Origin of the sequence: Hydrogenophaga sp. (assembly GCF_035481345.1) — a bacterium.
Taxonomy (GTDB): Bacteria; Pseudomonadota; Gammaproteobacteria; order Burkholderiales; family Burkholderiaceae_C; genus Hydrogenophaga.
This window is the reverse complement of sequence record NZ_DATIGV010000181.1, coordinates 13,105-38,518: the sequence shown is the minus strand read 5'-3', so window position 1 is coordinate 38,518 and position 25,414 is coordinate 13,105. Positions and strand designations below refer to the sequence as shown.

General features: G+C 70.8%; 22 protein-coding genes and 1 pseudogene. 20 read left to right on the top strand and 3 right to left on the bottom strand.

What is annotated here, in order from left to right:
- The 3 genes and pseudogenes from VLG41_RS18960 to VLG41_RS18950 form a co-directional block, all read right to left on the bottom strand.
- A pseudogene (locus VLG41_RS18960) lies at window positions 1–267 on the bottom strand (hypothetical protein); the annotation flags it as partial.
- Entirely contained in the window at window positions 260–3,487 is a 3,228-nt protein-coding gene (locus VLG41_RS18955; RefSeq protein WP_325350946.1) for a multidrug efflux RND transporter permease subunit, read from the bottom strand. The pseudogene VLG41_RS18960 and the gene VLG41_RS18955, both read right to left, overlap by 8 nt.
- 12 nt (window positions 3,488–3,499) lie before the next feature.
- Entirely contained in the window at window positions 3,500–4,675 is a 1,176-nt protein-coding gene (locus VLG41_RS18950; protein WP_325350945.1) for an efflux RND transporter periplasmic adaptor subunit, read from the bottom strand.
- A gap of 300 nt (window positions 4,676–4,975) precedes the next feature.
- Here VLG41_RS18950 and VLG41_RS18945 point away from each other — a divergent pair, with 300 nt between their 5' ends.
- The 20 genes from VLG41_RS18945 (at window position 4,976) to moaA (ending at window position 25,389) form a co-directional block, all read left to right on the top strand.
- Window positions 4,976–5,704, top strand: a complete 729-nt coding sequence (locus VLG41_RS18945) for a FliA/WhiG family RNA polymerase sigma factor (RefSeq protein ID WP_325350944.1) — start codon at window positions 4,976–4,978, stop codon at window positions 5,702–5,704.
- A 116-nt stretch (window positions 5,705–5,820) separates the two neighbouring features.
- Window positions 5,821–6,492, top strand: coding sequence for a GntR family transcriptional regulator (locus VLG41_RS18940; protein WP_325350943.1), 672 nt, complete (start codon window positions 5,821–5,823; stop codon window positions 6,490–6,492).
- A 67-nt stretch (window positions 6,493–6,559) separates the two neighbouring features.
- On the top strand, window positions 6,560–8,305 hold the full coding sequence (ilvD, locus tag VLG41_RS18935) for a dihydroxy-acid dehydratase (protein WP_325350942.1): 1,746 nt from the start codon (window positions 6,560–6,562) through the stop codon (window positions 8,303–8,305).
- The gene (locus VLG41_RS18930; RefSeq protein ID WP_325350941.1) at window positions 8,305–9,183 is read left to right on the top strand and encodes an NAD(P)-dependent oxidoreductase; all 879 of its coding nucleotides are present in this window, start codon (window positions 8,305–8,307) and stop codon (window positions 9,181–9,183) included. The genes ilvD and VLG41_RS18930 overlap by 1 nt, the downstream gene beginning before the upstream one ends.
- Before the next feature lie 13 nt (window positions 9,184–9,196).
- On the top strand, window positions 9,197–10,159 hold the full coding sequence (locus VLG41_RS18925; RefSeq protein WP_325350940.1) for an NAD-dependent epimerase/dehydratase family protein: 963 nt from the start codon (window positions 9,197–9,199) through the stop codon (window positions 10,157–10,159).
- 75 nt (window positions 10,160–10,234) lie between these two features.
- On the top strand, window positions 10,235–11,230 hold the full coding sequence (locus tag VLG41_RS18920) for a Bug family tripartite tricarboxylate transporter substrate binding protein (protein WP_325350939.1): 996 nt from the start codon (window positions 10,235–10,237) through the stop codon (window positions 11,228–11,230).
- Window positions 11,231–11,290: 60 nt separating this feature from the next.
- A complete protein-coding gene (locus tag VLG41_RS18915) occupies window positions 11,291–12,562 on the top strand; it encodes an MFS transporter (protein ID WP_325350938.1) in 1,272 nt (423 codons plus the stop codon).
- A gap of 90 nt (window positions 12,563–12,652) precedes the next feature.
- The gene (locus VLG41_RS18910) at window positions 12,653–13,471 is read left to right on the top strand and encodes a metal-dependent hydrolase (RefSeq protein ID WP_325350937.1); all 819 of its coding nucleotides are present in this window, start codon (window positions 12,653–12,655) and stop codon (window positions 13,469–13,471) included.
- Window positions 13,472–13,561: 90 nt separating this feature from the next.
- On the top strand, window positions 13,562–14,332 hold the full coding sequence (locus VLG41_RS18905) for a FadR/GntR family transcriptional regulator (RefSeq protein ID WP_325350936.1): 771 nt from the start codon (window positions 13,562–13,564) through the stop codon (window positions 14,330–14,332).
- Complete coding sequence (gene ltnD / locus VLG41_RS18900; protein WP_325350935.1) at window positions 14,329–15,273, top strand: L-threonate dehydrogenase; 945 nt, start codon at window positions 14,329–14,331, stop codon at window positions 15,271–15,273. Before VLG41_RS18905 ends, ltnD begins: the two co-directional genes overlap by 4 nt.
- Window positions 15,270–16,547, top strand: coding sequence for a 3-oxo-tetronate kinase (gene otnK, locus VLG41_RS18895; protein WP_325350934.1), 1,278 nt, complete (start codon window positions 15,270–15,272; stop codon window positions 16,545–16,547). The genes ltnD and otnK overlap by 4 nt, the downstream gene beginning before the upstream one ends.
- Window positions 16,544–17,221, top strand: a complete 678-nt coding sequence (locus VLG41_RS18890) for an aldolase (RefSeq protein ID WP_325350933.1) — start codon at window positions 16,544–16,546, stop codon at window positions 17,219–17,221. The genes otnK and VLG41_RS18890 overlap by 4 nt, the downstream gene beginning before the upstream one ends.
- Window position 17,222: 1 nt before the next feature.
- Window positions 17,223–18,026 carry a 2-oxo-tetronate isomerase gene (gene otnI, locus VLG41_RS18885; protein WP_325350932.1) on the top strand — a complete coding sequence of 268 codons (804 nt, stop codon included), beginning with the start codon at window positions 17,223–17,225 and terminating at the stop codon, window positions 18,024–18,026.
- Window positions 18,023–19,051, top strand: coding sequence for a D-erythronate dehydrogenase (denD, locus tag VLG41_RS18880; RefSeq protein ID WP_325350931.1), 1,029 nt, complete (start codon window positions 18,023–18,025; stop codon window positions 19,049–19,051). Before otnI ends, denD begins: the two co-directional genes overlap by 4 nt.
- A 42-nt stretch (window positions 19,052–19,093) precedes the next feature.
- Window positions 19,094–20,065, top strand: a complete 972-nt coding sequence (locus VLG41_RS18875; RefSeq protein WP_414652515.1) for a TRAP transporter substrate-binding protein — start codon at window positions 19,094–19,096, stop codon at window positions 20,063–20,065.
- A gap of 122 nt (window positions 20,066–20,187) precedes the next feature.
- Window positions 20,188–20,679: a TRAP transporter small permease gene (locus tag VLG41_RS18870; RefSeq protein ID WP_325350930.1), complete on the top strand. Its 492-nt coding sequence runs from the start codon at window positions 20,188–20,190 to the stop codon at window positions 20,677–20,679.
- Window positions 20,680–20,695: 16 nt separating this feature from the next.
- Complete coding sequence (locus tag VLG41_RS18865) at window positions 20,696–22,024, top strand: TRAP transporter large permease (protein WP_325350929.1); 1,329 nt, start codon at window positions 20,696–20,698, stop codon at window positions 22,022–22,024.
- 13 nt (window positions 22,025–22,037) lie between these two features.
- On the top strand, window positions 22,038–23,471 hold the full coding sequence (locus tag VLG41_RS18860; protein WP_325350928.1) for an aldehyde dehydrogenase family protein: 1,434 nt from the start codon (window positions 22,038–22,040) through the stop codon (window positions 23,469–23,471).
- A gap of 26 nt (window positions 23,472–23,497) precedes the next feature.
- The gene (locus tag VLG41_RS18855; RefSeq protein WP_325350927.1) at window positions 23,498–24,259 is read left to right on the top strand and encodes an SDR family oxidoreductase; all 762 of its coding nucleotides are present in this window, start codon (window positions 23,498–23,500) and stop codon (window positions 24,257–24,259) included.
- Between the two features lie 14 nt (window positions 24,260–24,273).
- The gene (gene moaA / locus VLG41_RS18850) at window positions 24,274–25,389 is read left to right on the top strand and encodes a GTP 3',8-cyclase MoaA (RefSeq protein WP_325350926.1); all 1,116 of its coding nucleotides are present in this window, start codon (window positions 24,274–24,276) and stop codon (window positions 25,387–25,389) included.
- The last annotated feature ends 25 nt before the right edge of the window (window positions 25,390–25,414 follow it).

Here is a 25,414-nt window from a genome sequence, read left to right as displayed (position 1 = left end):
CGCCTCCTGCAGGCGCGCCTGCGCCAGGCGGATGTCGGTGTTGGCGGCCAGCGCGCGTTCGATCAGCGCGTCCAGCGCCGCATCGTTGAAGCCGCGCCAGAAGCGCGCGATGTCCTCGCCCGGCGCCTGCGCGTTGCTGCCTGTGGCGCCAGCGTTGATGAAGCGCTCGTCGAGCGCCACCGTGGGCGTCTCGTGGTCGGGACCCACGGCCGCGCAGCCCGCGAGCAGCGCAGCCAGGGCCAGGCTTGAGAGAAGGGGCTTACGCATGCTTCACCTCCGCTTCATCCTGGCCCAGGCGATGGGCCCGCCGAGAACGCAGCAACGCATAGAACACCGGCGTCATGAAGATGCCGAACAGCGTGACACCGACCATGCCCGAGAACACCGCGATCCCCATGGCGCGGCGCATCTCGCTGCCCGCGCCGCTGCCCACGATGAGCGGGATCACGCCCGCGCAGAAGGCGATGGAGGTCATGAGAATGGGCCGCAGCCGCATGCGGCAGGCGTGCACGATGGCGTCGTACAGCGTCTCGCCGCGCTCCTCCAGCTCCTTGGCGAACTCCACGATCAGGATTGCGTTCTTGCAGGCCAGGCCCACCAGCACCACCAGCGCCACCTGCGTGAAGACGTTCAGGTCGCCCGGCTGCCCGAAGAACGGCAGGCTGGACAGCCACACGCCGAACAGCGCCGACAGGATGCCCATGGGCACGATGAGCACGATCACCAGCGGCAGACTCCAGCTCTCGTACTGCGCCGCCAGCACCAGGATCACCAGCAGCACCGAGATCATCAGCACCGCGGCCAGCACCGGCAGCGTGGTGTGCGTGCCCGGGATGGTGAAGTCGCGCGTGAGCCGGTCCTGGTAGCTCAACTCGGTCCACTCGTAGGTCATGCCGCGCGGCAGCGTGCGCTGCAGCAGGCCCTCGATCTCGGCCTCCGCCTGGCTGGACGAGAAGCCCGGGTTGGGCGCGCCGTTCACGTCGGCCGAGGGGTAGCCGTTGTAGCGCGTCACGCGCGTCGGGCCGAAGCTGGGCTCCACCGTCATGAGCGCGCCCAGCGGCACCATCTCGCCCGCGCCGTTGCGGGTCTTCAGGTTGGTGATGGCCTCGGCGTCGGCGCGGAAGGGCGCGTCGGCCTGCACCACCACCTGGTAGGTGCGGCCGAAGCGGCTGAAGTCGTTCACGTAGAGCGAGCCCAGGTTCACCTGCATGGTGTCGTAGATGTCGGCGAGGTTGATGCCCATCTGCTTGGCGCGCGTGCGGTCCACGTTGGCGTAGAGCTGCGGCACGTTGATGTCGTAGCTGGAGAACGGCGTGCCCACGGACGATTGCGGGTTGCCGTAGATCTGCCCCAGCGTGCCCCAGACCGCGCCGTACAGCGCCTGCTCGCCCAGGCCGCCGCGGTCCTGCACCTGCAGCTTGAAGCCGCCGACGTTGCCCAGGCCGTCCACCGCGGGCGGCGGCACCACGAACATGCGCGCGCCCTGGATGCTCTGGATGGCGCCATTGACCTGGCCCAGGATGGCCTCCTTGCTCATCTCGGGCGAGGTGCGCTCCTCGAACGGCGCCAGGCCGAAGAAGATGATCCCTTCGTTCGGCGCGGCCGAGAAGCCCGCGATCGACAGGCCGGGGAAGGCCACCGAGTCGATCACCCCCGGCACCTTGAGCGCGATCTCGCTCATCTCGCGGATCACCGCGTCGGTGCGGTCGATGGACGCGCCCGCGGGCAACTGCGCGATGCCGATCAGGTACTGCTTGTCGGGCGCGGGCACGAAGCCGGCCGGGATGCGCGCGAACAGCAGGCCGGTGACGCCCAGCAGCACCGCGTACACCGCCAGCGAGACCGTCTTGTGCCGAACGATGTAGCCCACGCGACGGCCGTAGCCCTCGCTGCGGCGGTGGAAGGCGGCGTCGAACCAGCGGAAGAAGCGGCCGAACACCTTGTCCATCGCACGCGTCAGGCGATCGGGCGACTGGTCGTGCGGGTGCAGCATCAGCGCGGACAGGGCCGGGCTCAGCGTGAGCGAGTTGAAGGCCGAGATCACCGTGCTGATCGCGATCGTCACCGCGAACTGCTTGTAGAACTGGCCCGTGAGGCCCGGCACGAAAGCCAGCGGCACGAACACCGCGCACAACACCAGGGCGATGGCGATGATGGGCCCGGAGACCTCGCGCATGGCCTTGATGGTGGCCTCGCGCGGCGACAGGCCCTCCTCGATGTTGCGCTCCACGTTCTCCACCACCACGATGGCGTCGTCCACCACGATGCCGATGGCCAGCACCAGGCCGAACAGCGTGAGCGTGTTGATGGAATAACCCAGCAGCAGCAGGAAGGCGAAGGTGCCCACGATGGACACCGGCACCGCCAGCAGCGGTATGAGCGAGGCGCGCCAGGTCTGCAGGAAGACGATGACCACCAGCACCACCAGGGCCACGGCCTCCAGCAGCGTGACCACGACCTTCTCGATCGAGGTCTGCACGAAGCGCGTGGGGTCGTAGACGATGTCGTATTCCACGCCCGGCGGGAAGCTCTGCGACAGGCGCTCCATGGTCTCGCGCACGCTGTTGGACAGCGCCAGCGCGTTGGACCCCGGTGCCTGGAACACCGCGATCGCCGCCGCCTCCTTGTTGTTGAGCAGGCTGCGCAGGGCGTAAGTGCCCGCCGCCAGCTCCACGCGGCCGACGTCGCGGATGCGGATCAGCCCGCCCGTGGCCGGGTCGGTGCGCACGATGATGTCGGCGAACTCCTCCTCGGTCGTCAGCCGGCCCTGGGTGTTCACCGCGAGCTGGAACTCCGTGCCCCGGGGCGCGGGCGGCGCGCCCACGGTGCCGGCGGCCACCTGCGCGTTCTGCTCGCGGATGGCGGCCACCACCTCGGCGGTGGTGAGGTTGCGCGCGGCCAGCTTGCCCGGGTCGATCCAGACCCGCATGGCGTAGTCGCCCGCGCCGAACAGTTGCACCGAACCCATGCCCGGCAGGCGCAGCAGGTCGTCGCGCACGTTCATCTGGCCGTAGTTGCGCAGGTAGAGCGCGTCGCGGCTGTTGTCCGGGCTCAGCAGGTGCACCACCATGGTCAGGTTGGGGCTGCTCTTCTCGGTGGTCACACCGATCTGGCGCACGATGTCCGGCAGGCGCGGCAGGGCGCGGTTGATGCGGTTCTGCACCGCCGTCTCGGCCGCCTCGGGGCTGGTGCCGATCTTGAAGGTGACCGTGAGCGCCATGCCGCCGTCGGCCGTGGCCGACGAGTCGTAATAGAGCAGGTTCTCGATGCCGCTGATCTGCTCCTCCAGCGGCGTGGCCACGGTTTCGCTGATGACGCGCGGGTTGGCGCCCGGGTACTGGGCGCGCACCACGATCTGCGGCGGCGCGACCTCGGGGTACTCGGACAGTGGCAACTGGAAGATGGCCAGCGTGCCGATCAGGAAGATGAAGATCGACAGCACGGCCGCGAAACGCGGCCGGTCGATGAAGAACCGGGAGATGTCCATGCGGGCGCTCCCTTATTGGCCGGGCTGCTGCGGCGCGGCGGGCGGCGGCGTGATGGGCATGCCCTTCTCGTCCACCTTAAGCACCTGCGGCTGCACCGGCACGCCGGGCATGATGCGTTGCAGGCCTTCCACCACCACGTTCTCGCCGGGCTTGACCGTGTCGCCCAGCAGCACGCGCATGCCGTCCTGCAGCGCGCCGGGTTGCACCACGCGGAACTGCGGCTGGCCGTCCTGCCCCACCACCACCACGGTCTTGCGGTTCTGGTCGGTGCCGATGGCGCGCTCGGGCACCAGCGTGGCCTGGTAGGGCGCGCTGGTGGTCATGGTCAGGCGCGCGGCCAGGCCGGGCACGAAGCGGCCGTCGCGGTTGTCGAAGCTCGCGCGCAGGCGGATTGCCCCGGTCTGCGGGTTCAGGCGGTTGTCCACGAAGTCGAGCGTGCCCTGGTGCGGGTAGCCCTGCTCGTTGGCCAGGCCCATGCGCACCACGGGCTTGGCGTTGCCGGCGGCGCGCACGCGCAGGAAGGTCTGCTCGCTGCCATCGAAGTAGGCGTGCACACGGTTCGTGGCGGCGATGCTGGTCAGCACCACCTGCTCGTTCACCAGATTGCCCGCCGTGACGTTGGCGCGCGACAACCGCCCGCCGATGGGCGCGCGCACCGCCGTGTAGGCCAGGTTCAGGCGCGCCACGCGCAGCGCGGCCTCGGCGGCCTTGATGTCGGCCTCGCTGGTGCGCGCGCCGGCGGCGAGCTGGTCGAACTCCTGGCGCGACACGGCGCGGCTGTCCAGCAGCTTCTGGGCGCGCGCGTATTCCGTCTGCGCCAGATCGGCGCGCGACTTCGCGGCCACCACCTGCGATTCGGCGCGCGCCACCTCCGCCTCGAAAGGGCGCGGGTCGATGGTGAACAACAAGGCACCGGCGGCCACGGTGGCGCCGTCGGTGAAGTGCACCTTGTCGATGGTGCCGGCCACGCGCGGGCGCAGCTCCACGAACTCGGCCGCTTCCAGACGGCCGCTGAAGGTCTCGACGTCGGTGACGCTGCGCTGGACTGCGGGCGCCACGCTCACCGGCATGGCCGGGGGTGGGCCCCCCTGCGCGTCGGCGGGGCCGCCGCAGGCTTGCAGAACGGGCAACAGCAACGGGAACAGGACAGCCAGGGCGAGGGTGCGCCCGGAAGGAATGGCAGGCATGGGGGTGACTCCGGAGATTGCCGACCGCCGACGCGCCCGGGTAGGGAACGTGGCGAAGAAGGAGCGCGCATTCTGCGCAAGAAATGGCCCGAATCGCTGTAATCCTTCACTCATGAATTCTTAAAAAATGCCTAAGCGCGCGCGGCGCGGGCGGGAAGCGCCTACAGCGTGCGCAGTGCGGTACCTACAGGGCGCATCCAGCAATCCCCACAGACGCCTGGGCGGGCCATCCCTAAATTTCCGCCCATGGCTTCGGCAGTGACAAATCGCACGGCGAAGCCCCTTTTGAGGGAGCCTCACATGACCGCCACCGCCCGCTTCGCCGACCCCCGCAACGAGCAGATCCGCCTGATGCAGCCCCTGGTGCGTCGCGTCGCCCGCCACCTGCGCGCGCAACTGCCGCCCTCGGTGGACGTGGACGACCTGATCCAGGCCGGCCTGATCGGCTTGAACGAAGCCATTGGCCGCTGTGACCCGGCCGAGGCCGAGGCCGGCGGCCTGGAGAAATTCGCCATGCCGCGCATCCGCGGCGCCATGATCGACGAGCTGCGCTTCACCGAATGGGCCTCGCGCGGCTGCCGCCAGAGCCGCCGCGAGATCGATGAGGCCGGCCAGCGCCTGCAGCAGCGCCTGTGCCGCCGCCCGCACGACAGCGAGATGGCTGCGGAGTTGTGCCTGTCCCTGGACGAATACCACGCGCTGCAGGCCAAGCTGCACCGCTCGCAATTGGTGTCTCTGGACGACATGGGCCTGGTGGGGGACGAGGACGACGACGGCCTGCACGGACACAACTTCGGCGACACCAACGACGAGCCGCTGAGTGTGCTGGAGCAGCAGCGCATGCGCCTGGCACTGGTCGACGCCATCCGCGGCCTGCCCGAGCGCGAGCAGCAGGTCATGCTCATGCACTACGAGGACGACATGATGTTCAAGGACATCGGCCGAGAACTCGGCGTGAGCGAATCGCGCGTGAGCCAGATGCACCGGCACGCGGTGGAGATGCTGCGCGCGCAACTGCAGGCGCATTGACGCAGGGTCATTGAGTTCCCCTCAGGGATAACCCCCTGACCCGGCGCAAGCCGGCGCGGGTATCGTCCGCGGCTGCTGATCTTTGATCAAAGATCACAGACCAGACGCCACCCGCCATGCTCCCAATCTCCCCCCTGCCCATCAACGAGGCGGTCTACCGCGCCTTGCGCGACCAGCTCATGCGCGGCGACTTCGCCGCCGGCCAGCTCCTGGGCATCGAAGAGCTGGCCCAGGCCATGAACACCAGCACCATGCCCGTGCGCGCCGCGCTGCAGCGCCTGGCGGAACAGCGCGCCGTGGAGCGCCACCGCAGCCGCTCCATGCAGGTGCCGCTGCTGAGCGTGGAGCGGCTCGACGACATCCGCCGCAGCCGCGTGCTGGTGGAATGCGCGCTCACCGAATGGGCCGTTCCCCGCCTGCGGCGCGCCGACGTCGATGCGCTGAAACAGCTCGCCCGCAAGATCGCCAAGGCCCTCAAGAGCCCTGCGACCGTGGACCAGGGCCTGGCGCACAACCAGGCCTTCCACTTCACCATCTACCAGGCGGCCGGCTCGCCCACGCTGCTGTCCATGGTGGAGAGCCTGTGGCTGCAGTCCGGCCCCTACCTGCGGGCCGCGCGCGAACTGATGCACCAGCCGCAGGGCCCCGATCCCGAACTGCACGAGCAGATCCTGCAAGCCATCGTCGACGGTGACGCCAGCGCCGCGCGGCGCGCCATGGAACAGGACATCGCCTGGGCCTTCGACCGCCTGCGCCTGATGCCGCACATGCTGGACATGGCGGCCTGAACCACCGCCCCCTCTTCTCTCCCCGCACCTTCGCTTTTCAGCCTCGCTTCCCACTTCGACAAGCACCGTGACCCCACCCCAGTCCCTGCACAAGCACCGCTCCCGCGCCGTCACCGACGGCGTGGCACGCGCCCCGCACCGCGCCTTCCTGCGCGCCACCGGCCTCGATGAGGCGGCCTTCGACAAATCCCTCGTCGGCATCGTCAGCACCCAGGGCGAGAACACACCCTGCTCCATGGGCCTGGCGCCCCAGGCCGACCGCGCGCGCCTGGGCGTGGCGGCCGGCGGCGGCGTGCCGGTGAGCTTCACCACCGTCTCGGTGTCGGACGGCACCTCGATGAACCACGCCGGCATGCGCATGAGCCTGGTCTCGCGCGAGGTGATCGCCGACAGCGTGGAAGTGGCCGTGCGCGGCCACGCCTACGACGGCCTGGTGGCCTTCGCGGGCTGCGACAAGACCCTGCCGGCCATGATGATGGCCATCGCGCGCCTGAACGTGCCGGCCGCCTTCGTGTTCGGCGGCGCCACCCTGCCCGGGCATGCCCGGGGACAGCAGGCCACCATCCTCACCACCATCGAGGCCGTGGGCGCGGTGCAGACCGGCGCCCTGCCGCCCGAAGACCTGCTGGCCATCGAGCGCACCTGCACGCCCAGCGCGGGCGCCTGCCCCGGGCAGTTCACGGCCAACACCATGGCCATGGTGGGCGAGGCGCTCGGCCTGTCGCCCCTGGGCTCGTCCATGATGCCGGCCGTCTACAGCGAGCGCCTGGCCATCGCGCAGCGCGCGGGCGAAACCGTGATGCGCCTCATCGCCAATGGCGGGCCGCTGCCGCGCCAACTCATCACCCGCCAGAGCCTGGAGAACGCCTGCGCCGCCGTGGCCGCCACGGGTGGGTCCACCAACGCGGCCCTGCACATTCCCGCCATCGCGCACGAGGCCGGCGTGCCCTTCACGCTGGACGACGTGGCCACGGTGTTCGAGCGCACGCCGCTGATCGCCGACCTGCAACCCGGCGGCCGGTACCTGGCGCGCGACCTGCACGAGGTGGGCGGCGTGCCCATGGTGCTCAAGACCCTGCTGCAGGGCGGCCACCTGCACGGCGACGTGCTCACGCTCGACGGCGAGCGCCTGGCCGATGCGCTGCAGCGCTGGCCCGATGCCGACGGCACCGTGGTGCGGCCTTGCGACCAGGCCATCCACCCCACGGGCGGCGTCACCGTGCTGCGCGGCAACCTGTGCCCCGACGGCGCCCTGCTCAAGATCGCCGGCCTGCGCTCGCTGCGGTTCACTGGCCCCGCGCGCGTGTTCGAGAACGAGGAGGCCTGCATGCGCGCCGTGTCGCAGCGCCGCTACGAGGCCGGCGAGGTGCTGGTCATCCGCAACGAGGGCCCCAAGGGTGGGCCGGGCATGCGCGAAATGCTCAGCGTGACGGCCGCGATCTACGGCCAGGGCATGGGCGAGTCCGTGGCCCTGCTCACCGATGGGCGCTTCTCCGGCGCCACGCGCGGCCTGTGCATCGGCTATGCGGGGCCGGAGGCCGTGGAAGGCGGGCCGATCGCGCTGGTGCAGAGCGGCGACGTGATTCGCATCGACGCGGCGGTGGGCCTGATCGAGCTGCAGGTGCCGGAGGCAGAGCTGGCGGCGCGGCGCGCGCGCTGGACCGCACCCGCACCCGCGCGCCTGGGCGGCGTACTCGAGAAGTACGCGCTCGTGGTGCGGCCCGCGCGGCAGGGGGCGGTCACGCACTCGGGCGCGGTCGAGTGGCCGTACGAAACCCCGGACCCGACCCCGAACGAAACGGAGGCCCGGTGATGGCGGATGTGAGCACGATCGGTTTTGGCGGCACCGGCCTGATGGGCGCCGCCATGGTGCGCCGCCTGCTGCAGGCCGGCCACCGCGTGATGGTGTGGAACCGCACACCCGAGAAAGCGGCGGCGCTGGTGGCCGAAGGCGCGGTGCTGGCGGCCGACCCGGCCGAGCTGGCTCAACACTGCGAGACGGTGATCCTCTGCCTCACCGACACGCGGGCCGTTGAACAAGTGGCCTTCGGCTCCAACGGCCTGAGCCACCGGCCCGGCGCCCTGCGCCGCGTGTTGGACCACTCCAGCATCTCGCCCACGGCCACGCGCGCCATCGCGCAACGGCTCAAGGAGCAGACCGGCGCCGACTGGGTGGACGCACCCGTCTCCGGCGGCATCGCCGGCGCGGCCAATGGCGCGCTGGTGGTGATGGCGGGCGGCGACGCCGCCGCCATCGAGCAGGCGAGCCCGGCCCTTCGTGCGTATGCCCGCGCCATCACCCGCATGGGCGATTCGGGCGCCGGCCAGGTGGCCAAGCTGTGCAACCAGACCGTGGTCGCCACCACGCTGTGCGCCATCGCCGAAGCGGTGAGCCTGGCGCAGCGCAGCGGCATCGACGCGGCGGCGCTGTCCACCGCGCTGGCCGGCGGCTGGGCCGATTCGGTGCTGTTGCAGACCTTCGTGCCGCGCATGACCACGCCACCCGCGCAAAGCATCGGCGCGCTGGCCACCATGCTCAAGGACGTGGACAACGTGGCCGAGGCCATGCAGCAGGCCGCCGTGCACGCCCCCGTGCTGATGGCCGTGCAGGAGCGCTTCCGCCAGGGCAAGGCGCAGGGCCTGGGCGAAGCCGACCTCTCGCAGATCGTGCGCGTGGCCAAACCGGCATGAGGGAGGCTTGCGCATGAAAGTCCTCATCACCGGTGCCGACGGCTACATCGGCCGCGCCCTGGCCCGCCGCCTGGCAGCGCCCGGCGCCACGCTGCAGGGGCAGGTCATCGAGCAGCTCACGCTGTGCGACCTGCGGCTGCCCGAGGCGCCACAGGCCCCCCAGGTGCGCGCCGTGGCCGGCAGCATCGCCGACGCGGCCGTCATCGAGGCGGCCACGCAGAACCACCCCGACGTGGTGTTCCACCTGGCCAGCGTGCCCAGCGGGCAGTCCGAGTCCGATTACGAACTGGGACTGAAGGTCAACGTGCACGCCATGCTGGCGCTCGTCGAGGCCGTGCGGCGCGGCGGCGCGGCGCCTACCTTCGTGTTCACCAGCTCCATCGCCGTGTTCGGCGCGCCGCTGCCCGCGCGCATCGACGACGACACGCCGCTGCGGCCCGCCCTCAGCTACGGCGCGCAAAAACAGATGGCGGAAATCCTGCTGGCCGACTGCACGCGGCGCGGCTTCCTGCGCGCGCGCTCGCTGCGCCTGCCTGGCATCGTGGCGCGCCCGCCCACGCCCACGGGCGCGCTGTCCGCCTTCTCCAGCGAGCTCATCCGCGCCCTGGTGGAGCAGCGCCCGTACGTCTGCCCGGTGTCGGCGTCCGCCACCTTGTGGCTGCTGTCGCTGGATGCCTGCATCGACAACCTGCTGCACGCCGCGCAGTGCCCCACCGAGCGCCTGGGCGGCCACACGGTCTGGACCCTGCCCGCGCTGCGGCTGAGCATCGGCGAACTGGTGCAGGCCTTCGACGCGCAGCGCCCGGGCGCAGCGGCCCTCGTCAGCTACCGGCCCGACGAAGCCCTGGAGGCCCAGTTCGGCCGGCTGCCGCCCCTGACGACCGCCCGCGCCGACGCTGCCGGTTTCCGGCACGACGGCAGCGTCGCCGAGTTGGTTCGCCGCGCCGCTCGCGCCATCGGACCGGCGCCCGCCTGATCACCCTTCCCGCGTTTCAGCGTCCACCTTCCCAGCCAACGGCGCCCTGCGCCCCATCCAAGAGGAGACTTCCCCATGCCATCCAATCGCCGCCAGTTCATTCAGCACGGCGCCACCGCGCTGGCCCTGCCCGGCCTGTTCGGCAGCGCCGCCGCCCAGGCCCAGACGCCACCCGTGGACATGCTGCGCATCGTCACCGGCTTCGCCGCCGGTGGCACCTCCGACACCGTCTGCCGCCGCGTCGCGGACGGCCTTCGTGGCCTCTACGCGCGCACCGCGGTGGTCGAGAACAAGACCGGCGCCGGCGGCCAGATCGCCATCTCGACGGTGAAGGTCGCACCCGCCGACGGCACCGTGCTGCTGCAGACCCCGGCGTCCATGCTCACCATCTACCCGCACATCTACAAGAAGCTGCCCTACGAGCCGTTCAAGGACGTGGCGCCCGTGTCGCTGGCGTGCTCGTTCGAATTTGCGCTGGGTGTGGGCCCGGCCGTGCCGGCCTCCGTCACCAACGTGCCCGAACTCATGGCCTGGTTGAAGACCAACCCCGATCAGGCCAACTTCGGCTCGCCCGCCGCCGGCTCCACGCCCCACTTCACGGGCGAGATGCTGAGCCGCGCAGGCAAGGTGCCCATGCGCCACGTGGCCTACCGCGGCACGCAGGCGGCGATCCTGGACCTCACGGCCGGCCAGATCGCCTGCGTCAGCGGCCCCATCGGCGACTTCATGCCGCACCTGGGCGGCGGGCGCGTGCGCCTGCTCGGCGTCTCGGGCGCCAAGCGCAGCCGCTTCGTGCCGCAGGTGCCCACCTACGTCGAGCAGGGCTACAAGGACATCGTCACCGACGAGTGGTTCGCTTTCTACCTGCCCGGCGGTACGCCCGCGGCCACCGTGCAGCAACTCAACGCCGCCCTGAAAACGGCGCTGGCCAAACCGGAGGTGGTCAACGGTCTGGCGGAAATGGGGCTGGAGGCCAAGTCGTCCTCCCCGGCCGAGCTGCTGGCCATGCAGCGCCGCGACACCGAGCACTGGGGTCCCATCGTCAAGGCCGTGGGGTTCACGGTCGAGTGACGGGGGCACCCCCCGTCTGAGGACGCGTGGCCCGCGCGGGCGTCGTAGCATCGCCGGGCCATGAAGAACAACACCCGAGACAACACCCCCGCCGACCCCAGCCTCATCGACTCGCGCACCGCCGCCTGGCGGCTGCTCACCGTGCTGGGCCTCGTCACCCTCGGCAACGCCGGCATGTACGTGGTGGCGGTGGTGCTGCCGGCGGTGCAGACCGAGTTCGGCATCGGCCGCGGCGACGCGTCCCTGCCCTACACGCTCATGATGGTCTGCCTGGGCCTGGGCGGCCTGATCACCGGGCGCATGGCCGACCGGCACGGCATCACCCCGGTGCTGCGCCTGGGCGCGGTGGCGGTGGCCGGCGGCTTCGCGGCCGCCGCGCTGTCCGGCAACATCTGGGCCTTCGGTCTGGCGCACGGCCTGCTGCTGGGCCTGCTGGGCAGCTCGGCCACCTTCGCGCCGCTGCTGGCCGACACCGCCCTGTGGTGGAACAAGCGGCGCGGCATCGCGGTCGCCATCGCCGCCAGCGGCAACTACGTGGCGGGCACCGTGTGGCCGCCGCTGGTGCAATGGGGCATCGAGACCATCGGCTGGCGCAACACCTACTTCCTGCTCGCCATCGTCTGCGGCACGGGCATCTTCCTGCTGGCCAACCTCATGCGCCAGCGCCCGCCGCTGGTGTTGGCGGCCGCGCCCGCCACGCCGGGCGGCGCCCTGCCCGACACCTCACGCCCCTTCGGCATGAAGCCCGCGCAGGCGCAGGCCCTGTTGTGCCTGGCCGGCGTGGCCTGCTGCGTGGCCATGTCCATGCCGCAGGTGCACATCGTGGCCTATTGCGTGGACCTGGGCTTCGGCGCCGCGCGCGGCGCCGAGATGCTCTCGCTCATGCTGGCCAGCGGCATCGTCAGCCGGCTCGTCTCGGGCTGGATCTGCGACCGCATCGGCGGCATCCGCACGCTGCTGCTGGGCTCGGCGCTGCAATGCGTGGCCCTGCTGATGTTCCTGCCCTTCGACGGCATGGTGCCCCTCTACCTCATCTCCGCCATGTTCGGCCTGTTCCAGGGCGGCATCGTGCCCAGCTACGCCATCATCATCCGCGAGCACTTCGCCCCGCAGGAAGCCGGCGCGCGCGTGGGCGCGGTGATCATGGCCACGCTGGTGGGCATGGCCCTGGGCGGCTGGATGTCGGGCTGGGTGTTCGACCTCACCGGCAGCTACCACGCGGCCTTCCTCAACGGCATCGGGTGGAACCTGCTCAATATGAGCATTGCGCTGTTCCTGTTCTGGCGGGTGCGCGGCCGCGGGCCGAGCGTGCCGCGCCAGGCGGCGGCCTGAGGCGGCGCGCCCAGGGCGGGCGCCGCATCGCTTGACAGCCCCCTCGCATGCGCGCACAGTTGTTCGGTACCTACCCGTACCAGTACCACCATGACCGACCTCACCGTGCGCCGCCTGCTCATCGACCTGGACACGCCCGTGCCGCGCCACTGGTGCGGCGGCGACGCTTTCCTCACCGCCTGGTTCAACGCCCTGTCCATGAGCTTCCCTGTGGGCGAGCAGTTCTTCATCGACGCCGTGCGCGAGGGCGCCAAGGGCCTGCCCGAGGACCAGCGCGCGCGCTGGGACGCCGAGGTGAAGGGCTTCGTGGGCCAGGAGGCCACGCACCGGCGCATCCACGCGCTGTTCAACGCGCAGATCGAAAAGCACGGCCTGGTGAACGACTGGGCGCCGCGCGCCGAGTCGCGCATGAAGCTGCTGGCCGGTGCCGATGCGCGCCATGCCCTGGGCATCACCGCGGCCAACGAGCACTTCACCGCCCTCTTCGCCGAGTGGTTGCTGGGCCACCCCGAGGTGCTGGCCGGCAGCGAGCCGCGCCTGAAGGCCCTGTGGCTGTGGCACAGCGCCGAGGAGGCCGAGCACAAGAGCACCGCCTTCGACCTGTACCAGGCCCTGGGCGGCAACCACGCATGGCGCGTGAAGTGGATGCGCCGCATCACGGTGTTCTTCCTGGTCGACGCTCTGCGCCAGACCGCCGCCAACCTGCGGCGCGACGGCACGCTGTGGCGCTGGTCCACCTGGCGCAGCGCGGGTCGCCACCTGCTGGGCCGCCAGGGGCTGCTGCGCGCCAACTGGTCGGCCTGGCGCGCGTACTTCCGGCCCGATTTCCACCCCGACCAACAGGACACCGAGCGCTCGGCCGACTGGCTGCGCGACAACAGCGCCCTGTTCGTCGCCGTCGGCCGCTGATCGCCGCACGATCCCGGGTTTTCCCGGGATTTTTTTTGTCGGATCAACTTGTATGATGACCTGATAAGCACACAAAAGCCCGAGACAAGCATGCCCCCCGACCACGCCGAGCCCTTGCAGGCGCCGCAGCGCCTGACCGACAGGCTCGCGGCCCTGCTGATGCAGCGCATCGAGTCGGGCGAGCTGGAGCCCGACCAGCGCCTGCCCACCGAGCAGCGCCTGTCGGAGCAGTTCGGCGTGTCGCGCACCGTGGTGCGCGAGGCCATCAGCCAGCTCAAGTCCATCGGCCTGCTCACCTCGCGCCAGGGCGCGGGCGTGTTCGTGGCGCCCAGCCACCAGGCGCGCGCCCTGGCCTTCGACCCGACGGTGCTGCACTCCATGGAAGCCGTGCTGCAGGTGGTGGAGGTGCGGCGCGGCCTGGAGGCCGACGTGGCCGAGCTAGCCGCGCGGCGCATCACGCCCGAGAAGGCGCGTTCGATCATGGACGCGCTGACCGAGCTGGAGGCCTGCCCGCCCGTGGGCGCGCCCGGCGTGGAGGCCGACCTGCGCTTTCACCGCAGCATCGCCCGCGCCACCGACAACCCGCACTACGAACGCCTGCTCGGTTTTCTGGAGCAGTACCAGCGCGACGCCATGAAGGTGACGCGCACCAACGAGTCCCTGGACAGCGGCTACATGGTGCAGGTGCACCAGGAGCACCGCGCCATCGCCGAGGCCGTGTGCCGGGGCGACGCCGCCGCCGCGCGCGAGGCCGCCATGCGCCACATGGCCAACGCCGCGCACCGCATCGAACACGCCTCGCCGCCCGTGCGCCGCGCGCTGGACGCGCTGCTCAAACCCGCCAATCCCCGCACCGAATGACCACCACCTCCCACCCCTCGCCCGTCACCCTGGGCGTCATCGGCCTGGGCTCCATGGGCCTGGGCGCCGCGCGCTCGGCCCTGCGCCGGGGCCTGGCCACCTGGGGCTGCGACCCCCAGCCCGCCGCCCGCGCCGCCTTCGAACAGGCCGGCGGCCGCGCCGTGTTGCAGCCCGCCGAACTCGCCGCGCACTGCGACGCCGTGCTGGTGCTGGTGGTGAACGCCGCACAGACCGAGGCCGTGCTGTTCGGCGAACACGGGTTGGCCCAGGGCCTGCGCCCCGGCGCGGTGGTGATCGCCTCCGCCACGGTGGACCCGGCCCTGCCGCCGCAATGGGAAGCGCGCCTGGCCGAGCGCGGCATCCTGTTCATCGACGGGCCGGTGTCCGGCGGCGCGAAGAAAGCCGCCGAGGGCCAGATGACGGTGATGGCCTCGGGCAGCGACGCGGCGTTTGCCGCCGCCGACGCGGCGCTGAGCGCCATCGCCGGCAAGGTCTACCGCCTCGGCGATCGCGCCGGCATCGGCTCCACGGTGAAGATGGTCAACCAGCACCTGGCCGGTGTGCACATCGCCAGCGCTTGCGAGGCCATGGCGCTGGGCATGAAGGCCGGCGCCGACCCGCGCCAGCTCTACGAGGTGATCTGCCACAGCGCCGGCATGAGCTGGATGTTCGAGAACCGCGTGCCGCACATCCTGGACGGCGACTACACGCCGCTGTCGGCGGTGAACATCTTCGTGAAGGACCTGGGCATCGTGCTCGACGCGGCGCGCGCCCTGAAATTTCCGCTGCCGCTGGCCGCCGCCGCGCACCAGCTCTACCTGGCCACGGCCGCCATGGGCCTGGGCGGCGAGGACGACTCCGCGGTGGTGAAGTACTACGCCACGCTCGCGGGGCTGGACCTGCCCGAGCCCGCGCCTCAGGCCAGCGGAGCCGCCGCATGATCCTGGGCGTCATCGCGGACGACTTCACCGGCGCCACCGACGTGGCCAGCATGCTGGTGCGCGCCGGCATGCGCACGGTGCAGGTGCTGGGTGTGCCCACGGGCCCGCTGCCCGAGGCCGATGCCGTGGTGGTCGCGCTCAAGACGCGCACCATCGCGCCCGAGGCCGCCGTCGAGCAGAGCCTGGCCGCGCTCGCGGCGCTGCGCTCGGCGGGCGCGCGGCAGGTCTACTTCAAGTACTGCTCCACCTTCGACTCCACGCCGCGCGGCAACATCGGTCCCGTCACCGACGCGCTGATGCAGGCGCTCGGCAGCGACATCACCATCGCCTGTCCGGCCTTCCCCGAGAACGGCCGCACGGTGTTCAAGGGCCACCTGTTCGTGGGCGACGCGCTGCTCAGCGACTCGGGCATGCGCCACCACCCGCTCACGCCCATGACCGACGCCAACCTGGTGCGCGTGCTGCAGGCGCAGACGCCGCAGCGCGTGGGCCTGCTGCGGCACGACACCATCGCCCAGGGCGCCGACGCGGCGCGCGAGCGCCTGCAGACCCTGCGCGCCGAGGGCGTGCGCATCGCCATCGCCGACGCGGTGAGCAACGCCGACCTGCTCACGCTCGGCGAGGCGTGCGCCGATCTGCCATTGCTCACCGCTGGCTCGGGCGTGGCCCTGGGCCTGCCCCCCGCCTACGCGCGGCGCGGCTGGCTGCAACCCGACGCGCAGGCCGCCGCGCTGCCCGCGGTGCGCGGCGCCTCGGCCGTGGTCTCGGGCTCCTGCTCCGAGGCCACCAACACCCAGGTCGCGCGCTGGCTGCAGGCCGGCGGCGCGGCCGTGCAGGTGGATCCGCTGGCCCTGCATCAGGGCACGGAAACGGCCGAGGCACTGCTCTCGAAAGCGCAGCAGGCCTTGAACGCGGGGCCCGTGCTGGTCTACGCCACCGCCACGCCCGAGCGCGTGGGCGCCGTCCAGCAGACGCTGGGCGTGCAGGCCGCCGGTGAACTGGTGGAGCAGGCCCTGGCCCGCGTGGCGCGCGGCCTGGTGGACGCCGGCGTGCGCCGCCTGGTGGTGGCCGGCGGCGAGACCTCGGGCGCGGTGGTGCAGGCGCTGGACGTGCGCCAACTGCGCATCGGCCCCAGCATCTGCCCCGGCGTGCCCTGGACGGGCACGCGCACCGCGCGCGGCGGCGACGATCTGCTGCTCGCGCTCAAGTCCGGCAACTTCGGCGGCCCCGATTTCTTCCGCGAAGCGCTGGCGATGACCGAGGTGTCCCGGTGACGCTTCAAATCCCCGCCGCCCAACAGGCCTGCCGCGACGAGATCGTTCGTGTGGGCGCCTCGCTGTTCCTGCGTGGCTACGCGCATTCCACGGCCGGCAACATCAGCCTGCGGCTCGACGAATCGCAAGGCGGCGGCTTCCTCATCACGCCCACCGACGCCTGCCTGGGCCAGCTCGACCCCGCCGCCCTGGCCTGGGTGGCCGACGACGGCCAGCCACTCGCCGGTGAGCGCGCGAGCAAGACGCTCGCCCTGCACCGGCGCATCTACAGCGCCGCGCCGCAGGCCCGCTGCGTGCTGCACACGCACAGCACCCACCTCGTCGCGCTGAGCCTGCAGGGCGTGTGGAGCGAGCCGGACATCCTGCCCCCCATCACGCCCTACCAGGTGATGAAGGTGGGCCACGTGCCCCACATCGCCTACCGCGCACCCGGCGACGCCGCCGTGGCCGACGACGTCGCGCGTCTCATCGCGCAGGCCCAACGCCCGCTGCACGCCGTGATGCTCGAACGCCTGGGCCCCGTCGTGTGGCACCAGGGCCCCGCGCAGGCCATGGCCCTGCTCGAAGAGCTGGAAGAGACCGCGCGCCTGTGGCTCCTGTGTTCCCCCCGCCCCACCCCGCTGAGCGACGCCCGCCTCGACGAGCTGCGCCAGCGCTTCAACGCCCCCTGGTGACATGCCCCGATTCGCCGCCAACCTGTCGCTGATGTACACCGAAGTGCCCTTCCTGGAGCGCTTCGCCGCGGCCGCCGCCGACGGCTTCGACGCCGTCGAGTACCTGTTCCCTTACGAGTTCGACGCCGCCGAGATCGCGCGCCGCCTGCGCGCGCACGGCCTCACGCAGGCCCTGTTCAACCTGCCTCCGGGCAACCAGACCATCGGCGAGCGCGGCATGGCCTGCCTGCCCGGGCGCGAGGCCGAGTTCGCCACCGGCCTGGAAACGGCCCTGCGCTACGCCGAGGCCACGGGCTGCCAGCGCCTGCACGCCATGGCCGGCGTCATGCCCGAGGGTGCCGACCAGGCCCGCCTGCACGCCACCTACGTGGCCAACCTGCGCCAGGCCGCCGCGCGCGTGGCGCCGCTGGGCATCACGCTGCTGATCGAACCGCTCAACGGGCGCGACGCGCCGGGCTACTTCCTCACCACCCAACAGCAGGCGCACGACGTGGTGGCCGAGGTGGGCGCGCCCAACCTGCGCGTGCAGATGGACTTCTACCACTGCCAGATCAGTGAGGGCGACCTCACGCGCCGTCTCGAACGGCACCTCCCCGGCGTGGGCCACATCCAGATCGCCGGCGTGCCCGACCGCCACGAGCCCGACGACGGCGAGATCAACCACCCGCACCTCTTCCAGCGCCTGGACGAACTCGGCTACGCCGGCTTCGTGGGCTGCGAGTACCGCCCGCGCGCCGGCACCAGCGCCGGCCTGGGCTGGCTGCGCCGCTGGCGCGAACAACAAGCAACGAAGGCTTCCGCATGAACATCCTCATCACCGGCGGCGCCGGTTTCCTGGGCACGCGCCTCGCGCGCGAGCTGCTGCAACGTGGCCAGCTCGCGGGCCGCCGCATCGAGCGCCTGATGCTGGCCGACCTGTTCGCGCCGCGCGACGAGGCGCTCAAGCGCGACCCGCGCGTGCAATCGCAAGCCGGCGACCTGATGGCCAGCATCCCCACGCTGTTCGCGCAGCGCTGGGACGCGGTGTTCCACCTGGCCTCCGCCGTCTCCGCCGAATGCGAGGCCGACTTCGACCTCGGCCTGCACGCCAACCTGGACACCACGCGCGCCCTGCTCGATGCCTGCCGGCAACAAACGGCCAGTGGGCATCCCGCGCCGCTGTTCTTCTTCTCCAGCTCCGTCGCCGTGTACGGCAGCGACCCGGCCCTGCCCCTGCCCGCCGTGGTGAACGACGACACCCTGCCCACGCCGCAATCGAGCTATGGCATCCACAAGTTCGTCTGCGAGCAGTTGGTGGCCGACTACACGCGCAAAGGCCACATCGACGGCCGCGCCGCGCGGCTCATGACCGTGTCGGTGCGCCCCGGCAAGCCCAACGGCGCGGCCTCGGGCTTTCTCTCCGGCATGCTGCGCGAGCCCCTGGCCGGCCAGCCCAGCAACTGCCCGGTGCCGCTGGACACGCCCGTGGCCCTGTCCTCGCCCGCCACCACGGTGGCCGGCATCATCGCCGTGGCCGAGGCCAGCCGCGAGGCCTTCGGCGGTCGCACCGCCATCAACCTGCCCGCGTTGAGCCTGCGCGTGCAGGACATGCTCGACGCGCTCACCGCGTTCGCCGGCCCCGAGGCCACCGCGCTCGTGAGCCACGAGCCCGACGCCGCCACCGCGCGCATCGTGGCCGGCTGGCCCGCGCGCTTCGACAGCCCGCGCGCCCGCGCCCTGGGCCTGCGGGCCGACCCCGATTTCCATGCCGTCCTGCGCCAGTACGCTCAGGACCACCCCGATGCCGTGACCTCAGCGGCAGCGCGCACACGGCTGACTCCTGCGCGCTGACCATTTCTTTCGCCCGTGAACCACCCCAAGGAGACAAACGCAATGAAGAAGCTGCTCACCCCTCTGGCCATGGCCGCCCTGCTGGCCGCCGCTGGCGGCGCCCAGGCGCAAACGGTCCTCAAGATCGGCTACGCCACGTCCACCACCTCGCACTACGGCGTGGGCTCCACGGTGTTCTGCGAAGAGATCGAGAAGGGCACCAGCGGCCGCTACAAGTGCCAGCAGTTCCCCAACTCGGCCCTCGGCGGCGAGCGCGAGCAGATCGAGGCCGTGCAACTGGGCACGCAGGACCTGGTGAACACCTCCACCGGCCCGCTGGGCAACTTCGTGCCCGAGGTCAAGATCGTCGACATCCCCTTCCTCTTCCGCGACTACGACCACGCGCGCAAGGTGATGGACGGCCCCATCGGCCAGGACCTGAGCAAGAAGATGGAAGCCAAGGGCCTGGTCAACCTGGCCTGGACGGAGAACGGCTTTCGCCACATGACCAACAGCAAGCGGGCCATCAACCAGGCCAGCGACGCCAGCGGCCTGAAGATGCGCACCATGGAAAACAAGGTGCACATGGACGGCTACAAGACCTTCGGCATCCTGCCCACGCCCATGCCCTTCCCCGAGCTGTTCACCGCGCTGCAGCAGGGCACCGTGGACGGCCAGGAAAACCCGATCCCCGTGATCCTGTCCTCCAAGTTCTCGCAGGTGCAGAAGCACCTCTCGCTGACCGGCCACGTCTACTCGCCGGCCGCGCTGATCCTCTCGCCCGCCGTGTGGGGCAAGCTCTCGGCGGACGACAAGAAGGTCTTCCTGGAAGCGGGCAAGAAGGCCGCGGCCGCGCAGCGCAAGAAGGTCAATGACGACGAGAACACCGGCATCGCCCAACTGGAGAAGGACGGCATGCAGGTGGTCAAGCAGGTCAACGGCGAGAGCTTCCGCAAGGCCGTGGCGCCCGCGTACGCGGGTTACGCGAAAGAGTTTGGCGCCGACAAGATCGCCGCCATCCAAGCCGTGAAATAAGTACCCCCCGCGCCGGCCCACTCACGTGGGCCGTCACCCCCCAAGGGGGCGACACCGACGGACCGGCGGAGCCGGATCCGTGGTGTCCTGGGTTTTGCGTGCTTGCACTCGAAGGTGACTTCATGAAATCCCTCTTTCTGCGGCTGGACCGTTGGCTCACGGGGCTGTGCCTCAGCGTGGCCTGCCTGCTGCTCGCGCTCATCTCCTGCCTGGGCATGTGGCAGGTCACCAGCCGCTTCGTGCTGGAGCAGCCCTCCACCTGGACCGAGGAGTCCATGCGCCGCCTGCTGATCTGGATGGTCATGCTCGGCGTGGTGGCCGCGCTGCGCCAGGGCGCGCTGGTCTCGGTGGACCTGATGCTGCGCCTGTCGCGCGGCGCCTGGCAGCGCACCGTGCGCTGGATCATCACCGTGGTCAACCTGAGTTTCCTGAGCGTGCTGATCTGGTTCGGCATCGACCTCGTCACGCGCGTGCGCTTCCAGACCTTCGCCAGCATGGACCTGTCCATGGGCTGGGCCTACTCCGCGCTGCCGGTGGGCGCCGCGCTGGGCGTCGTCGCCGTGATCGCGCAGCACCTGGACCCGCACAACGAAGAACTCGCCACGGCCCAATAAGCCAAGGCCCCGCGCCATGCCATTGACCCTCCTCATCACGATGCTGCTGGGCTTTGCCTTCAGCATCTCCATCGCCATCTCCATCGGCGGCTCGGCCATCCTCGGCCTGGCCCTGTTCGACAGCGGCAAGCTGATCCTCGTGCCCAAGGAGATGTTCAGCGCGATCGACAAATTCCCGCTCGCCGCCATCCCCTTCTTCATCCTGGCGGGCAACCTCATGGAAACCGGCGGCATCTCGCGCCGGCTGGTCAACTTCGCCAAGTCGCTCGTGGGTGGCGTGCAAGGCGGGCTGCCCATGACCTGCGTGCTCACCTGCATGATCTTCGCCGCGGTCTCGGGCTCCTCGGTGGCCACCACCTTCGCCATCGGCGCCATCCTCATCCCCGCCCTGGTCAAGCACGGCTACCCGGCCGGCTACGCGGCCTCGCTGCAGGCCACATCGGCGGAACTCGGCGTGGTGATTCCGCCCTCCATTCCCATGATCCTGTTCGGCGTGGCGGCCGAGGTCTCCATCGGCGAGCTGTTCATCGCCGGCGTGGTGCCGGGCCTGCTCATCGGCGGTGTGCTCATGCTCTTCGTGCACCTGTGGTGCCGCTTCAAGGGTCTGGGCAAGAACGACGGCGATGGCCGCCTGCCCGTGGGCCGCGCCACGCTGGAGGCGGGCTGGGCCCTGCTGATGCCGGTGATCATCCTGGGCGGCATCTACGGCGGCGTGTTCACGCCCACCGAGGCCTCGGTGGTGGCCGTGTTCTACGCGCTGCTGGTGGGCCTGGGCATCCACCGCGAGCTGGGCTTCAAGGACCTCATGCCCGTGCTGCGCAAGTCGGTCATCTCCAGCGCGGTGATCATGTTCATCATCGCCAACGCGGGCCTCTTCGCCTTCCTCATCACGCGCGCCGGCATTCCGGACGCGATCGGCCTGTGGTTGAAGGACGTGCTGCAGTCGCCCCTGTGGTTCCTGCTCGGCGTGAACGCCGCGCTGTTCGTCATCGGCATGTTCATCGAGACCTCGGCGGCCATCATCGTGCTGGCGCCCATCCTGGTGCCGGTGGCCGTGCACTTCGGCGTGGACCCGGTGCACTTCGGCATGATCATGGTGGTCAACCTGGCGATGGGCATGATCACCCCGCCCTTCGGCGTGAACCTGTTCGCCGCCGCCACGGTGGCGCGCATCTCGCTGGACCGCATGATCGCCCACCTGCTGCCCTTCGTGCTGGTCATCATCGGCTGCCTGGCCGTCATCACCTACTTCCCCTCCGTCTCGCTCACGCTGCGCGACATCGTGTTCGACAAGGCACCCGCGGTCGCACCGATCGGGCCCGCACCCGCCATCGGACCGCAGTGAAGGAACCCCACCCATGGCACTCAACTTCATTCACAACCGGTCCGTGCGCAGCGCCTCGGGCCAGACCCTGCCCGTCATCGACCCGGCCGACGGACAGCCCTACGACAGCATCGAGCGCAGCAACGCCGCCGACGTGGACGCGGCCGTTCAGGCCGCGCGCCACTGCCTGGAAGGCCCCTGGGCGCGCCTGACCGCGGCCGAGCGCGGGCGCCTGCTCATGAAGCTCAGCGCCCAGGTGGCCGAGCACGCGGACGAACTCGCCGCCATCGAGCAGCGCGACTGCGGCAAGCCGACGAAGCAGGCCAAGGCCGACGCCCTGGCCCTGGTGCGCTACTTCGAGTTCTACGCCGGCGCGGGCGACAAGCTGCACGGCCACACCATCCCCTACCTGGACGGCTACAGCGTGCTCACCTGGCACGAGCCGCACGGCGTCACCGGCCACGTGATCCCCTGGAACTACCCGATGCAGATCTTCGGGCGCAGCGTGGGCGGCGCGCTGGCGGCGGGCAACGTGTGCGTGGTCAAGCCGTCCGAGGACGCCTGCCTGTCGCTGCTGCGCGTGGCCGAGCTCGCGGCCGAGGTGGGCTTCCCGCCGGGCGCCATCAACATCGTCACCGGCTACGGGCATGAGGTGGGCGACGCGCTCGCGCGCCACCCGGGCATCGACCACATCAGCTTCACCGGCAGCCCGCGCGTGGGCACGCTGATCCAGCAGGCCGCGGCCGAGCGCCACTGCCCCGTGACGCTGGAGCTGGGCGGCAAGGGCCCGCAGATCGTCTTCGACGACGCCGACGTGGACGCCGCCCTGCCCTTCATCGTCAACGCCATCGTGCAGAACAGCGGCCAGACCTGCAGCGCCGGCTCGCGCCTGCTGGTGCAGCGCGGCCTGTACGAGCCGCTGCTGCAGCGCCTGGGCGAGGCCTTCAAGGGCCTGCGCGCCGGCCCGCCCGGCATGGACCTGGACCTCGGCCCGCTGATCCGCGAGACGCAGCAGCAGCGTGTGCGCGGCTTCCTCGACGAGGTCAAGCGCGACGGCCTGCCCATCGTCGCGCAAGGCCAGATCGACAAGGCCGCCGATGCGAACGGCTACTACGCCGCGCCCACCCTGGTGCGCGACGTGCCGCCGCAGCACCGCCTGGCGCAGGAAGAGGTCTTCGGCCCCGTGCTCGCGGCCATGCCGTTCACCGACGAAGACGAGGCGGTTCAACTGGCCAACAGCACGTCCTTCGGCCTGGTGGCCGGCGTGTGGACGCGCGACGGCGGGCGCCAGTTGCGCATGGCGCGGCGCGTGAAGGCCGGGCAGGTGTTCATCAACAACTACGGCGCCGGTGGCGGTGTCGAGCTGCCCTTCGGCGGCGTCAAGTCCAGCGGCTACGGCCGCGAAAAAGGTTTCGAGGCCCTGCTGGGCTTCACCACCCTCAAGACCGTGGCCATCCGCCACGGCTGATTCCAACGTTCATGGAGACACCAGGCATGCGAGTGAAAGACAAGTCCATCATCGTCACCGGCGCGGGCGGCGGCATCGGCGAGGGCATCGCCCACCGCCTGGCCGATGAAGGCGCGCGGGTCATCGTCAACGACGTCAACACCACGGGCGGCGAGCGCGTGGTGGCCGACATCACCGCCAAGGGCGGGCGCGCGAGCTTCTTCGCCGCCGACGTGACGCGCTCCGAGGACGTGAAGGCCCTGGTGCAGGCGGCCGTCGAACGCCACGGGCGCCTCGACGCCATGGTCAACAACGCCGGCTGGACGCACAGGAACCAGCCCGCGCTGGACGTGAGCGAAGAAGAGTTCGACCGCTGCTACGCGGTCAACGTCAAGAGCATCTACCTGTCGGCCCTGCACGCGGTGCCGGTGTTCCGCGCCAACGGGGGCGGCGCGTTCATCAACATCGCTTCCACCGCCGGCGTGCGCCCGCGCCCCGGCCTCACCTGGTACAACGGCTCCAAGGGCGCGGTCATCATCACCAGCAAGTCGCTCGCGGCCGAGTTCGGCGCCGACAACATCCGCGTGAACTGCGTCAACCCGGTGATGAACCCCTTCACCGGCCTGGGCGCTTCCTTCGCCGGCGGCGAGCTCACCGACGAGCGCCTGGCCAAGTTCCGCAGCACCATCCCCCTGGGCCGCTTCTCCACGCCGCAAGACGTGGCCAACGCGGTGCTCTACCTCGCCAGCGACGAAGCCGCATTCATTTCCGGGGTTTGCCTGGAGGTCGACGGCGCCCGCTGCGTTTGACCCACAATCGGGGGATGTCCGAACGGGTCATTCCCCTCATCGACCAGCGCCTGCACCGGCGCGCCGCCACCGTGCCGGCGCAGGCCGTGGCGCCCACCGGCCTGCTGGGCGACGCGCTGGGCCGCCCGCTGCGCGACCTGCGCATCAGCGTGACGGACCGCTGCAACTTCCGCTGCAGCTACTGCATGCCCAAGGAAGTCTTCGACAAGGACTACCAGTACCTGCCGCACGGCGCCCTGCTCAGCTTCGAGGAAATCACCCGCGTGGCGCGCACCTTCGCCGCGCACGGCGTGCAGAAGATCCGCCTCACCGGGGGCGAGCCCCTGCTGCGCAAGAACCTGGAGATCCTGGTCGAACAACTGGCCGCGCTGCGCACCACCGAGGGCCAGCCGCTGGACCTCACGCTCACCACCAACGGCTCGCTGCTCGCCCGCAAGGCCAAGGCCCTCAAGGCCGCGGGCCTGCAGCGCGTCACGGTCAGCCTGGACGGTCTGGACGACGCGGTGTTTCGCGCCATGAACGACGTGGACTTTCCCGTGGCCGAGGTGCTCGCCGGCATCGAGGCCGCGCAGGCCGCGGGCCTGGGTCCCATCAAGGTCAACATGGTGGTCAAGAAGGGCACCAACGACGACCAGATCCTGCCCATGGCGCGCCACTTCAAGGGCACGGGCATCGTGCTGCGCTTCATCGAGTACATGGACGTGGGCGCCACCAACGGCTGGCGCATGGACGAGGTGCTGCCCAGCGCGCAGGTGATCGAGCGCCTGCACCACGAACTGCCCCTGGTGCCGCTGAGCCCCAGCGCCCCGGGCGAAACGGCCGAGCGCTGGGCCTACGTCGACGGCTCGGGCGAGGTCGGCGTCATCAGCAGCGTCACGCAGGCCTTCTGCGGTGACTGCAACCGCGCGCGCCTGTCCACCGAAGGCCAGCTCTACCTCTGCCTGTTCGCCACCGAAGGCCACGACCTGCGCCACCTCATCCGCGGCGGCGCCAGCGACGCCGAGCTGGCCAGCGCCATCGGCGCCATCTGGCAGGGCCGCGACGACCGCTACTCGCAACTGCGCGCCTCGCTGCCGCCCGAATCGGGCGAGGGCAAGCGGCGCGTGGAGATGAGCTACATCGGCGGCTGAGCGCCGCCCTTCTCCGGCCCCGCGG